The 12591-nt window shown below is 60.8% G+C and carries 11 protein-coding genes and 1 pseudogene; 7 read left to right on the forward strand and 5 right to left on the reverse strand.

Features of this window, described 5'->3' with window-relative positions:
- Positions 1–293 precede the first annotated feature (293 nt).
- Positions 294–582, forward strand: a pseudogene (locus DM806_RS22610) (IS21 family transposase); the annotation flags it as partial.
- 34 nt (positions 583–616) lie between these two features.
- On the opposite strand, the gene DM806_RS22615 reads toward DM806_RS22610, so the two are convergent.
- From DM806_RS22615 to DM806_RS22635, 5 genes are all read right to left on the reverse strand, one after another.
- Positions 617–1927 (reverse strand): TraB/VirB10 family protein, encoded by a 1311-nt coding sequence (locus tag DM806_RS22615; protein WP_179045419.1) that lies wholly within the window; start codon positions 1925–1927, stop codon positions 617–619.
- Positions 1924–2697: a type-F conjugative transfer system secretin TraK gene (locus DM806_RS22620; RefSeq protein ID WP_372859716.1), complete on the reverse strand. Its 774-nt coding sequence runs from the start codon at positions 2695–2697 to the stop codon at positions 1924–1926. Before DM806_RS22620 ends, DM806_RS22615 begins: the two co-directional genes overlap by 4 nt.
- On the reverse strand, positions 2681–3316 hold the full coding sequence (locus tag DM806_RS22625) for a TraE/TraK family type IV conjugative transfer system protein (RefSeq protein ID WP_179045420.1): 636 nt from the start codon (positions 3314–3316) through the stop codon (positions 2681–2683). The genes DM806_RS22620 and DM806_RS22625 overlap by 17 nt, the downstream gene beginning before the upstream one ends.
- 5 nt (positions 3317–3321) lie before the next feature.
- Positions 3322–3588: a type IV conjugative transfer system protein TraL gene (locus DM806_RS22630; protein ID WP_066764200.1), complete on the reverse strand. Its 267-nt coding sequence runs from the start codon at positions 3586–3588 to the stop codon at positions 3322–3324.
- A gap of 127 nt (positions 3589–3715) precedes the next feature.
- Entirely contained in the window at positions 3716–4003 is a 288-nt protein-coding gene (locus DM806_RS22635; RefSeq protein WP_218647617.1) for a hypothetical protein, read from the reverse strand.
- Between DM806_RS22635 and DM806_RS22640 the strand changes: the two genes are divergently transcribed.
- The 6 genes from DM806_RS22640 to DM806_RS22665 all read left to right on the forward strand — a co-directional run bounded on the left by DM806_RS22640 (position 3941) and on the right by DM806_RS22665 (position 12369).
- Positions 3941–4786, forward strand: coding sequence for an ABC1 kinase family protein (locus DM806_RS22640; RefSeq protein ID WP_306294794.1), 846 nt, complete (start codon positions 3941–3943; stop codon positions 4784–4786). The genes DM806_RS22635 and DM806_RS22640 overlap by 63 nt on opposite strands.
- Positions 4787–5297: 511 nt before the next feature.
- Positions 5298–6413 (forward strand): IS110 family transposase, encoded by a 1116-nt coding sequence (locus tag DM806_RS22645; RefSeq protein ID WP_179045422.1) that lies wholly within the window; start codon positions 5298–5300, stop codon positions 6411–6413.
- Positions 6414–7010: 597 nt separating this feature from the next.
- A complete protein-coding gene (locus DM806_RS22650) occupies positions 7011–9431 on the forward strand; it encodes a TonB-dependent receptor (RefSeq protein WP_179045423.1) in 2421 nt (806 codons plus the stop codon).
- Between the two features lie 79 nt (positions 9432–9510).
- A complete protein-coding gene (locus DM806_RS22655) occupies positions 9511–10383 on the forward strand; it encodes an SDR family NAD(P)-dependent oxidoreductase (protein ID WP_179045424.1) in 873 nt (290 codons plus the stop codon).
- Positions 10380–11099, forward strand: coding sequence for a glutathione S-transferase family protein (locus tag DM806_RS22660; protein WP_179045425.1), 720 nt, complete (start codon positions 10380–10382; stop codon positions 11097–11099). The genes DM806_RS22655 and DM806_RS22660 overlap by 4 nt, the downstream gene beginning before the upstream one ends.
- A complete protein-coding gene (locus DM806_RS22665) occupies positions 11092–12369 on the forward strand; it encodes a cytochrome P450 (protein WP_179045426.1) in 1278 nt (425 codons plus the stop codon). The genes DM806_RS22660 and DM806_RS22665 overlap by 8 nt, the downstream gene beginning before the upstream one ends.
- The last annotated feature ends 222 nt before the right edge of the window (positions 12370–12591 follow it).

Here is a 12591-nt window from a genome sequence, read left to right on the forward strand (position 1 = left end):
GGTCGTCTTCCGCTTCCAGATGCTATTCGAGATCGTACGCTGGGTCATGCGTTGCCAATGTGGGGGGCGCGGCCAGTTGCTCGATGCTTTCGACTTGGCTGGCCAGTTGGGGGCTCGCAACCAGAATACGCGTCGACAGGCCGAGCGATCGCATCGTCAACGCAGCATCGCTGTCGAGTGTTGCGCGGACACGTTGTGGATCGGCGTGCAGAAAGAACCCCGTTAGCGGGGTTGATCGGCGTCTAAAAGGGGGCCTCATTTCGATAGCTTAAACAGCCGTCTGGATATTCAGGCGGTGTGACCGGCTTCGGATGACCCGTATCCACGACCTTCTGGTGCGTGAGGGTTTAGCTGCGCTGGCCTTTGGTTCGAGGGTTCTTACGATGCCGTGCGCCGCTATGCCGCACGGTGGAAGATCGAGCGGCGCAGGGATGCCGGCGACGGGACGACGGCCTTATTCCGATGCTGTTCCAGCGTGGCGAGGCCTACCAGTTCGACTGGAGCCATGAGGATGTGGAGATCGCCGGCAAGTCGATGCGGGTAAAGGTTGCGCACATGCGGCTGGGGGCGTCGCGGGGGCCGGGCCTATGGTAGGAGCCCACGCTCAACGAACGGGTCAGGAGCGAACGGAACGGAATGCGCGCTTCACCACGACCACATCCTTGGCGGCGCCCACCTCGACGATGGGACCAGCCTGGCGAGCGAGATCGAGATAGAAGTCGGTGAGCTTATCCGAGGATTTCGATAGGCCGCCGGCGATCCCGGTTTTGGCGGCGTCGCCCGCATCAAGCGTGCGCACTGTGCCCAGAGCCGAAGTCGAGGTGTTGCCGAAGGTGCTTTCGACCGATTGCGAGATGCCGCTGATGGTGCCCGCGATGAACGCGCGCGCCAGGGTCGCCCCGGCGCGCGTCACCACCTTGCCCGACAGGCCCTTCTTGCCATCGGTATCGACGAAGAAGCCCTTCACCGGCTGATCGACGATCGAATGTTCGTCGAAATCGACGCAGGAGAGGGACACGAGCTGGACCTCGACCCGTTCCTTGGCGAGACTCCCGGTGGCGTTGCCGACGACGAAGCATCCGGCAAGATTGGCCTTCACCTCATTGGGCAAGACGGCGGGCGCCTGCACCCGCGCGATGATGGGTTCGGGATTACTGGTCGCGTCCCGGCTCGCCAGCGCGTCGATCCCGGTCAGGAGCCGCGCTTTCATGAAACCAGGCGGTAAATAGATCGTCCGTTTCTTTTTTTTGGATGAGGCGGAATTGTCGGCCGCGCCCTGGGCTACGACCTGACCGGTCGCTGTCCCGATCGCGCCGACCGTTTTTTCCACCGGCGGCGCGGGCGGAGCAGGCGGCGCAACCGGACCGGTAGGCGGCGCAGGAAGCTTGTCGGCATCCGCGCTGATGTCGCCGGTTTCCGTGGGATAGGGAAGGGCGGGCACACTGTCCGGCAGGGCAGGCGGGAGATCGCCATCGATACCGCCCGGCGCTCTGCCGCTGGGCGTGCGTGACCCTGGAACGACTTTGCCTTCCTCGATCGCGCTGACCCTGTCGCCCAGAAGCTGCTGGCCATCGAGGACCTTCTTGAGGTCGCCCCGCAGCTTCACCTCGAGACTGTCGCCGCGCAGCCCTGCGCCCATGTTGAGCGATGCGGCGGGATCGACGGGCTTGATCTCCTCCTCTCTGTCCGAAGCGACATAGAGACCGATCCCCAGTGCACCGACTGCCACGCCGACCAGGAGCTGGCGCGCGCGCAGCTTTTGCTTCGCCGACATCTTGCCCCACAGCGCCTTCCAGTCGAGCAAGGCCGTGGCGGGACGGCGCATGGCTGCCTCTTCGTCGCGTGCATTTTGCGCGGCAAGATGCGCCTGATAGGGCGACAGGCTTTCGGGGCCTTCCGCCTGATCTTTGTCCATGTCGCCGTTCATCGCCCGGCTCCCCTGCGTACGACGACCAGTCGGGCCGTTTCACCGGCTTCGAGGCGGACCCGGTCCAGGGTGACCGAGAAGATACGCTCCCCAAGCGCCGGATCGACGAACTGGCGCTCGTCCAGCGTCACCGCGGCCGTGGATCGCACATGATATTGGGAAGCTGAAAGCCCGGCGCCCTCGACGGCGATACGGCGTTGTTCGGTGATCGACAGGTCTGGCGCCGCCGCAATGCTGAGCGAGCCGGCAGATGGCGCGACCTCGCTGAACGAGGCGGGGATGCGATCGTCCAGCAGCGCCATGGTGATGGAAACGGCGCGGTCCTCATCGGCCAGCGCAGCCATCCACTCGCTATTGGTCTGGGCGCGTTGCCGGGCGCCGGGCACAAGCACTACCGTCTGGGCCGGGATCTCGGCTGGCTCGGCATAAAGCGGATAGGTGGCGCCGTTGCAGTGCACGAAGAATTCAGAAGGTTGCGTCACATAAGTGCGCGTCACCTGGCCAGCATCGTCGATCTCCCGGGCGAGGAACTTGATCCAGGCGTCCGGGCCGCCTTTCTCCACCGCAAGACCCTTCTCGGCGGAAAATTTGATGTCCTCGATTTCGCCGCCCTCGCACACGACATGATTGATGTCGCGGTTGGACAGGCGAATATGACTGGTCTGTTCGGGAAGCGCGTGGATCGTCTGCGCCGCCGCCGGCACTGCCAGAAAGAGCAGGGGAAGCATCAGGGCGCCGCACATCGCGCGGCAGTCAGTGGGTTTCGGCATCGAACTGCTCCTCGGAAAGACGCGTCAGCCAGAAGCGGCCATTTTCGATGCCGTAGCCGATGCGTAAAATGCCCCGGAATTTGCGGATCACGCCGGCGATGACGCGCACCTTCTCGATCGGCACGACGATCTCATGGGCGGTCCACCGCACCGGCTGATCGTTCCGGATATAGGTGGCGATCGACAGCGTTGGGTTGTTCGCGAGTTCGTCGAGGATGACGTTCAGGCTGTCGCGCATTGCGCCGTAAGCGGACGGGTGGACGAGGCCGAGCAACTCCTGGAACTGCCGGTCCGCCGAATAGGCCGACCATGTTCCCGACAGTGCCACGATGTTGCGCGTCATCGAGACGATATACGCTTCCGAGGGCGTGTTCCCCGAGACATGAAGATCGCCTGTGGCGCCGAACGGCACGATGATGGTGCGGGCATTCTGGTTCGTCGTGTAGATCACCACGCCCAGGACCGCGGTAACACCGAACATCCCTGCGATCGCGACCTTGAGCAGCCGATTCTCCTCGAAAAGGTTCGCCGAGCCCTGCAGGTAGCGATGGATGCCATAGCTTGCCGGCTTCCCCAGCAACGGGTCACCGCCCGGTTCCTTGCGCTTGAAGATGCCCATGGTGCTTACTCGAAGAAGCGGGTCTGCGTGGGACCCGGATAGTGTGGGAAGGACACGAGGCCCCAGCGCCAGGCGAGATGAGGCAGATAGCCCCTGGGCTTGGTCCGCTTCCACGGGATGAAAAGGAGAAGGGCGGCGATGAGCGCCCAGCCGACAAGTCCGCCTACGATCGCGGCCACGAAAACGCTCGAGGTCGCGAGCAGGAACTCGTCCGATCCGAACCAAAGAATCTGGACCGGCCGATGCAGATATTGCGGAAGGCGTTCGTCCATCGCCCTTCTCCTCCTGCTTCATGACACCTGTGAAGGTGCCGGTTTCCGGGGACCGACCATCGGTCCCCAGCTTGGTGGCGGCATAGGCATGTCCCCGGTCAGCCGGGGCGCAGTCCTGCCGCGCGTGTCAGACGACCATCCCGAAGGTTTGGAGAATGGAATCCGCCTTGATCAGGCAGACCGCCGCGACGATGGTCGGGATGCCGATCATAATGTTCGAGAAGAGGCGCGAAACGCCGAACAGGAAGGCGGCGACGCCGCCCACGAAGCCCAACGGGCCCTTCACGCCCTGGTTCACGACGATATCGTAGATATCGTAGCCGAGGTCGCCCTGGGCGGGCGCCGAGAAGGCATGGGCGGGACCGCCAACCAGGGCCATCGCGCCCAAAGGGAGACTGAGATTGGCCACCGCCAGGGCCTTGTTACCGAGTGTATCCTCGAAGAACTTGATTTCACCAGCGAAGGCCGCAATGCCGACCGGCTGCGCGGCGATTTCGTCCACGAACCGCGCGTGGTGGTGCCCGAGATTCATTGGGCATGGACATCCGAAACGCTGCTGGTGATGGACTATATTGACGGCGTCGCGCCGCGTGATGGTGACACGCTGCGTGCGGCTGGAATCGATCCGGCGGCGATCGCGCGCCTCGGCGCCGAGGCGGTGCTCGACATGGTCCTGATCAACGGACGGTTCCATGCCGACCCGCATCCCGGCAATCTGCTGTGCCTGGACGGTAACCGCATCGCATTGCTTGATCTCGGCATGATCGGACACGTCTCGCCACGCCGTCGCGAGGAGTTTATCGGTTTTGTCCAATCGCTGAATTCCGGGGATCCCGCTGCCTTAGCCGAGGTGCTGGCGATCTGGTCGGCGGGAAGCGGTGTGGCCCCGGAACGAGTTCACGTCACCGCCGAGCGACTGGTGGCCCGGCACGGTGGGGGGCGCATCGTGCTGAGCGCGATGGTGGCGGATTTCCTGCCGATGATGCGCGACGAAGGCATGGTGTTGCCGCCCGATCTGCTGCTGATTTTCAAGGCGCTCGTGACGATCGACGGGGTGCTGTCGGCAATCTACCCTGAGTTCGATCTGTCGGCTGCCATGCGGCGGTCGGCGTTCCGTGTTGCGCAGGCAAGGCTCTCGCCCGAACACTGGGGTCCAGTGCTACAAGCTCTGGCCTGGGGAGCTCGTGAAGGTCGGTGATGATTCCCCGCGGCTCATACGTGCGGCGTTGCGGCGCCTGGAAGCCGATCCGATCCCGGTCGATCCAAGTACGATTGCTGCAGCCATCCTCACGGCGGGCCGATGGATTGCGGGTGGGATCTTACTCGGAATGGTGGTCGTAGCGAGCGCTATGATCATGACCTGATTTGGGGAATGTCGGACATCACCACAAACACGTTCCTGCATCTACGATAGAGCGGTAGCCCGCATTGTCAGACTTGCTTCCGACCCGACAGGCAGCAGTCAGCCAGTTCATGTCGATGAACGGCCAAGATCGCGCACGTCGGCTTCTGTAGGGAAATGCCGTTGTACCCCGCAGCTGGAACAGCCGCGATGTCCCCAGACCAAGCCATTCCCGGTGATGTGCGAAGCATAGGTGAAAAGCGTCGCCTGAGCGAGACTGTTGGCGCTTAGACCCCATGACTGCCAGAGCCTTAGCGGCTCAAATCTGAGATGCTGACGATGGATTTGTCAGCAACGGAGGCGAGTCATGACGGAGGTAGTGAAGTACATCGGCCTGGACGTGCACAAGGAGACCATTGCGGTCGGAGTTGCCGACGGGGAGCGCGGAGGCGAGGTGCGCTACGTTGGCACCGTTGCCAATGAGGACGATGCGGTCAGGAAGCTGATCAAGCGGCTGACGGCATCGGATACGACGTTAAGCTTCTGCTACGAGGCCGGGCCCCGCGGCTATGGTCTGCACCGGTTGCTGACGAAGCTGGGGCAGAATTGTATCGTCATCGCACCCTCGATGATGCCGCGGCGGCCGGGTGACCATGTGAAAACCGACCGCCGCGATGCGATGACGCTGGCGCGGCTGCTGCGTGCCGGCGAACTTACCGCGATCTGGGTGCCGGACGAAGCGCACGAGGCGGTACGTGACCTGATCCGCGCCCGTCGCAGCGCGCAGGACGATGCTATCGGGGCCAAGCAGACAGTGCGCAGCTTCCTGCTTCGGCATGATCGTCGTTTTGGCGGCAAGGCAGCCTGGACGAAGATGTATTGGCGATGGCTGTCGGAACAGCGGGTCGATTTCCCGCATCAGAGGCTGGCCTTCGAGGAAATGCAGAAGCGGGTGCTTGAAGCGCTGGCACGGGTCGGCCGCCTCGAAGCAGCACTGGGCGAAGCGGTGGAAGCATGGCGTTTTGCACCGTTGGTTCGCAACCTTCAGGCCCTGCGCGGCATCAGGCTGGTCAGCGCCGCGACGCTGGTCGCCGAGGTCGGGGATCTCACCCGTTTCGACAATCCCAAACAGTTGATGGCCTATGTCGGTCTGGTGCCCTCGGAGCATTCCAGTGGCGCTCGCACCAAGCGCGGCCGGATCACGCGAGCTGGTAATGCACAGGCACGCACCATGCTGGTTGAGGCTGGTTGGTCGTACCGGTTGCCCGCTCGCGAGGAACGCCGCTATCGCGAGCGCGTCGGCGATTTGGCCGAAGAGATCCAGGCGATTGGATGGAAAGCCCAGGTCCGCCTGTGTCAGCGCTACCGTCGCCTCGCAGCTGCGGGTAAACCCCAGCCCAAGGTGACCACCGCGATTGCGCGTGAACTGGTCGGCTATGCCTGGGACATTGCACGTCGTGTGTCACCGGCGATGGCTGGCTGATCGACGCGTGACGATCCCGAGAGGAGGCGCCAGCGCACAATTGCATAGCCTTGGCCGGCGTGCCGCGGGCACCCGACTGTGATGGGCAATCCTCGGCCTACGGTGGGGCAGGTTCGTCCGACGCCCGAACTTAGGCGGATGATAGGCCCAGCGACGGATACGGGTAGTGCGATAATCAACCCGCGGATGAGAGCGTGATCAATCGTCGTCGATCAGGCGCCCGCGGCACACCCGCCAAGGTCAACGTAACCGCTGGTCTCGCGGCCAGCGAAGGAATAAACTCGGCCAGCGTCTCGGATGGCAGTCATGAGAGCGTAGGGTTCCGCCCTCTCCCGCAAACGTCCCACTCTGGGCTGCAGTTGTTCAACTTTGCCTCGGCGCGGGTCCACAAAATACCGATGCAGCGCACATCATTACGGATGTGATCCGCAAGCAACGAAAACTGTGACATTCATCCTCTACGTTCGGACGATAGGGGACACCGCGGAGGTCCGTAACCGCCTCCCAGACAACATCCCTTCGCGATCCGCGCTCGATAAGAGAGACCCGACAGTCAAGTCGGCACGAACAACGATAATAAGTGGGAGGGGTATAATAATGAGGGGATTCCGTAAGTATCTGTTGGTTGGCGCCGGCGCGATGTCGCTAGCGGCCACTTCAGCATGGGCGCACGGCGTGCCGGAAGCCCCGCAAGGCGACCCGGGAACCGATTCAAGCCAATCCGCTGCGGCGCCCTCCGACAGTGACATTGTCGTCACCGCGCAGAAACGCTCGGAGAGCATCAACAAGGTCCCTTTGTCGATTCAGGCCTTTACCGGCGATTCTCTCCGAGATGCAGGCGTCCGAGACGCCAGCGACCTCGCGCAAGTCGTATCGGGTTTCAATTTCGCCAAGTCCGAGGCGAACACGCCCATCTACACACTGCGTGGCATTGGCTTTAATACGCCCAACCTGTCGTCGACGTCGCCGGTCGGGCTCTATATGGATGAGGTTGCCTATGCCTATCCCTATTTGGCGAGCGGTCCAAGCTTCGACATCGAGCGGGTCGAAGTCCTCAAGGGCCCGCAAGGAACGCTCTATGGCCGCAACACTACCGGCGGGTTGGTGAACTTTATCGCCGCCAAGCCAACCGAGACGTTCAAAGCCGGGATCTCCGCCGAACTCGGCAATTACGAGACATATAATTTCGAAGGGTTCATCAGCGGACCGATCACCGAGACCTTGGCGTTCCGGATCGCCGGACGAAGCGAGAATTCCGACAAGGGATGGCAGCGTAGCATTAGCCGACCTGGCGACAGGCTCGGAGAGATCGACCGGCAGGCCATACGCGGCACATTGCTCTGGACGCCGAGCGAGGCATTCACTTTTACACTGGGCGCTTCCTACTGGAAAAACAGTTCCGACACCGTCGCGGCGCAGGCGGCCTATTTCACGCCGGTTACGCCGGGTTTCGAAATACCGGGGCTCGCGCCGGCGGTGAGCACGAGGCTCAATGCCGGGCAGGCGGACTGGGGGCCGAACCTTGCCGACTCTCCTGCATATAAAGCTGATGCCCGATTCTATTCGATCTATGGTAGAGCCGACTATCAGATTTCCGATGCCGTTAAGTTGACGTCGCTCACGGCATATAGCGATGTAAAGCGCGATGATCTTAGCGATGTGGATGGCACAGCCTTCGAACTCTTCGGATATAGATCCATCGGTCGTATTAAGTCTTTTTCTCAGGAGCTCCGCCTGAGCGGTGAGACAGGGCGACTGAACTGGATTACAGGCGCCTATTATTCCGACGATCGCATTGTAGACGATCAGGTTGGGTACAGCGGCGATGTATCGGTGCTCAATCTGCTCTCCTTCCTGGGATCGATGGTTCCGCAGACTCAATACACACAGCAACAGATCGCCGAAGGGTTTTCACGCTACCAGAACACGACCAGGCAGACGAGCGAATCTGTTTCTGCTTTCGCCAACGCGGAGTATGAGGTCACTGATACCTTCAAACTGTCCGGCGGGCTTCGCTACACGAGTGACAAGCTGACATTTGAGGGGTGCTCGCGCGACTATAACAACAATACCGCCCCTGTCTGGAATACCGGCGTGGCGGCGCTTGTTGCCTTGGCTAGCGGGCAGCCGTTCCGGGACCCGAACATTCAGCCTAACCAGTGCCTGACGTACAGTGCAGATTTTTCGTCAAATCCACCGATTTTCAATCTCCGGTTGAAAGAGGACAATGTCGCCGGTCGCGTCAGCGCAACCTGGCAGCCCAATAGTGACACACTGCTCTACGCCTCAATCAGCCGTGGCTTCAAGACGGGCGTCTTCCCGGTGGTTGCTGCTAACGTCGAGACCCAGCTTGAACCGGCAAAGCAAGAAAAGGTGACGGCCTATGAAATAGGCGCCAAGCTGAGTTTTGCCGATAAGCAGGTTCAGCTGAACACGGCGGCATTCTATTATGACTATCGCAACAAGCAGCTGTTCAGCGTTATCCTGGATCCCATTTTCGTGACGCTGCCAAGTATCGTGAATGTTCCGAAATCGCGCGTATACGGCGGGGAGGCGGAACTGACCTATAGGCCAACCCACGAACTGATGATGCGATTGGGGGCCTCCTATACCAAGAGCGAGATCACCAATTTCATTGGATATGACGAAACAGGTGCGAGCGTCGATTTCTCGAAGGCGCCATTTCCACAGACTCCGAAGTGGCAGCTGAACGGAATGGTTTCCTACGACCAGCCAATCGGCAGCAATCTTGGCCTGCAGTTTTCCGCAACCGCAAACTACCAGACGAAGACGATCGGGCGCATCAGCTTCGACCAGAGGTTCGCTATCGACGCTTATACGCTCGTCAACGCGAACATCACGCTCCATTCGGTAGACAATAGCTGGCGGGTCGGACTGTTCGCCAACAACCTGTTCAACGAAAATTACTGGACCAATACGGTCAAACTCAACGATACCATCGGGCGCATTCCCGGCAGGACGCGGACCTTCGGGGTCAATCTATCATATCGCTACTAAGCCGCTGAAACGTCGGCCGGGGCTAACCGGCGCGGCGATCGCAAGCGCACGATGGCCTAAACTGGGAGAGAAATCTGTGATGGAATTGGCCGACAAGTCGGCGGTTGTCACTGGAGGCGCTTCAGGAATCGGCCGCGCCTTGGTGACCGATCTTGCGGCGCGGGGTTGCCGCGTCCTGCTGGTCGACGTCGACCAGGATAAGGCGCAGTCAACCGCGAACGAGATCGGCGGCAAGGTCGCCGGTGTCGCCTGCGACATTTCCGACACTGCGGCGGTGACGACCCTTGCCGAGAAAACCTGGTCCGACATGGGAGGCGTCGATCTGGTTTTTGCCAATGCGGGCGTCGGCATTAGTGGTCCGCTGGTCGATGCGGATGTGCGCGAGTTCGACTGGTTGTTCGCGGTCAACGTGCGCGGTGTCTGGAACAGCGTTTCTGCTTTTGCGAAATTGATGCTCGGTTCCGGCGCAAACGGTCGGATTTGCGTGACGGCGTCCGAACATTCTCTGGGACTGCAACATCCCGGAGTGGGCATCTACACCGCGACAAAACATGCCGTACTGGGGCTCGCGGAGGTCTTTCGCGCGGAATTGCCGGCGAGGATCTCCATCAGCGCACTTTGTCCAGGCCTTGTCTCGACCGACTTGCACCGGACTAAGCATCTGAGCCCGCTGGGTCCAGGGGACCCGGCCGCAATTGAGGCCGCAGGAATGTGGCTTTCCAGGGGAAAGCGGGCCGAAGATGTGGCTCGCCTGGCGATAGAAGGCGTGATGCGCGGTGATTTCTTCATTCCGACCAACCCGAGTTCGCTGAAGGCCTCCCGGCGGCGTGCCGAGCAGCTGGAAGCCGCTTTCGCATGTTATGCGCCCGGCTCACCGGACGATGACCCCCATGACACCGGCAGAATTTTGGCTGAGCTGACTGCTGGGCCAGCGCGAGGCGCAAGTTCATGATCATATTATACCAATTTGCAACCTCGCCCTTTACCGAGAAGGTCCGCCGGGCGCTGAACTACAAGGGCATCGCGTTCGAAGCGCATGACGTCGATCGCGCCAAGGCAGCGGCTGGGGCATACAGCCGTGTGAGCAAAGTCGGGAAATTTCCCGCCATCGACCATGACGGAACGATCGTTCAGGACTCGACGGACATTCTGGAATATCTCGACACTACATTCAAAGATAGGCCGCTGGCACCGCAGAGCATCCGTGATCGCGCACTTGCAGCAATCATCGAAGACTGGGCAGACGAGAGCCTCTATTTCTACGAAATCACCGTGCGCCTAGCTTGGGCGCACAACCTCGATCGGGCGCTCGATGAATTCGCCGTGTCGTTTCCTCACCTCTCCCGTGACGATCTTCGCACTTATTTTCTCGACGCAGCGGGTAAGCTGACGGCTGCTCAAGGTGTCGGCCGCAAGGATCATCCCACGATCGTTCGTGACCTAGAACGCCACTTCGGAGCACTCGACAATTTACTCGAAGATCAGCCGTGGCTTGTGGGCGACACTATCTCCTCAGCCGACATCTCGGCCGCTGCGCAGGTGTCGGCGCTGCTCTACGCAGAGGAAGCCCGCGCGATCGTGGAGAGGTGTGCCAATATCCGGGCATGGCGCGAGCGGCTGGACGCGCTCGCTCCTATCAGCAGGAAAGCGGAGCAATCGCATGAATAGTCTCCAGGATAATCTCGGACTTCCGGGACTGATTCCCGCTGAAAAAGGGCCACCGTTCGACTTGTTACGGCGGTGGCGGGAGAGCGGTGACTCCGTGCACTGGAATCCGGCTCCTGCCGCCGAGAACTACATTGTTCAGCTGAACCGCTCTTCCATCTGGGGTGAACTCCAGCAGGGTTTCTGGGTGCTGACGCGCTACAAGGACGTGGTGTCTCGAAACCAGAAACTCTTTTCGTCGCATGTCGGCGGACCCGTCATATGGGATCTCGAAAGAGAGGCGCTGGCATTTCAGCAGGCTGGGCTGATGGGGATGGCTCCCGAACAGCATATGAAGGCCAAACGGCTCGTGACGCCGCCGTTTTCGCCCAAGGCGATAACCGAATTCGAGCCCGAGATCGGACGCGTAGCGAAGGAAATCGTGGATTCCATAGCACGGCGCGGTGAATGCGAGTTCGTGTTCGATGTCGCGTCGCGTCTTCCCGTCTACACATTCTGTACGCTCATGGGCATTCCCGATACCGACCGCGAGAAGATCTTTCGGTTGGGCAACGCGATGGCCGACGTTGAAAATGCGCTGACCGAAGGAGAGCGTCTAACAGCAGAAAGCGACGTCGCACCGCTGGACGAACTTTTTGCGTACGCTGCCTGGCTCGCTGAGCAAAAGCGCATCATGCCCGACAATTCCATGATGAGTGCCTATGTCAACGGAGATGTTGATGGCGAGCGGCTTACCGATGCACAGATCGGAATGTTTTTCGTCACGATGTCGATCGCCGGGCATGAAACCACCCGCAGTACGGCGGCGCATTTCATCCGGCTGATGAGCGAGCATCCGGACCAATATGCGCTGCTGCGATCCGATCTGGAGACATATCTACCGAATGCCATCGACGAAGTATTGCGGTTCTCGCCGCCTGTTATTCAATTTCGCAGGACCGTGACGTTGGACACGGTGATCGGCGATCGCGAGGTTAAAGAAGGGGACAAACTGTATCTTTCCTACGCTGCCGCGAACCGGGATCCCGAAATTTTCGATGACCCCGACCGATTTGACATCACGCGTACGAACGCGGCCCGGCATTTATCGTTCGGTATCGGGCCGCACATTTGCCTGGGGGCAAGGGTCGCAAAGCTGCAACTCCAATTGCTGCTCGGCCAGATTGTCCGCCGGGTACCCGATATCGCACCGAGCACCAAGCCGACCTTTCTCAACTCTATTTGGTTCAGCGCGATTGTCGACATGCCGGTCCAGTTCACAGCGGAAGGGTGAGGGTGGGGTAGGCTACGCTACATAGGGGCGATCATTTGCCTTCTCCGAGGCGCAAAACGTCGTCGAACCGAGGGTTGGTACTCAGGTAGCTGCAACTGGTCTTGGTCACCGGTTCAATGGGGAAGAGTGACATGCTGCTCCCCCGGAATGTGACCGAGCTCGAGTAGTGCCACGGCAAGGGTCAGCCCCAAACTTTGTGGGACGATCCATTGCATATGCAAT

The organism is Sphingobium lactosutens, assembly GCF_013393185.1.
Taxonomy (GTDB): Bacteria; Pseudomonadota; Alphaproteobacteria; order Sphingomonadales; family Sphingomonadaceae; genus Sphingobium; species Sphingobium lactosutens_A.

Bases quoted from the DNA above. Each gene is read 5' to 3' on its own strand.
- DM806_RS22660 (WP_179045425.1), top strand. From the start codon at position 10,380: ATGATCATATTATACCAATTTGCAACCTCGCCCTTTACCGAGAAGGTC.
- DM806_RS22655 (WP_179045424.1), top strand. From the start codon at position 9,511: ATGGAATTGGCCGACAAGTCGGCGGTTGTCACTGGAGGCGCTTCAGGA.
- DM806_RS22630 (WP_066764200.1), bottom strand. From the start codon at position 3,588: ATGGACGAACGCCTTCCGCAATATCTGCATCGGCCGGTCCAGATTCTT.
- DM806_RS22615 (WP_179045419.1), bottom strand. From the start codon at position 1,927: ATGAACGGCGACATGGACAAAGATCAGGCGGAAGGCCCCGAAAGCCTG.
- DM806_RS22650 (WP_179045423.1), top strand. From the start codon at position 7,011: ATGAGGGGATTCCGTAAGTATCTGTTGGTTGGCGCCGGCGCGATGTCG.
- DM806_RS22640 (WP_306294794.1), top strand. From the start codon at position 3,941: ATGGGCGGGACCGCCAACCAGGGCCATCGCGCCCAAAGGGAGACTGAG.
- DM806_RS22620 (WP_372859716.1), bottom strand. From the start codon at position 2,697: ATGCCGAAACCCACTGACTGCCGCGCGATGTGCGGCGCCCTGATGCTT.
- DM806_RS22665 (WP_179045426.1), top strand. From the start codon at position 11,092: ATGAATAGTCTCCAGGATAATCTCGGACTTCCGGGACTGATTCCCGCT.
- DM806_RS22645 (WP_179045422.1), top strand. From the start codon at position 5,298: ATGACGGAGGTAGTGAAGTACATCGGCCTGGACGTGCACAAGGAGACC.
- DM806_RS22625 (WP_179045420.1), bottom strand. From the start codon at position 3,316: ATGGGCATCTTCAAGCGCAAGGAACCGGGCGGTGACCCGTTGCTGGGG.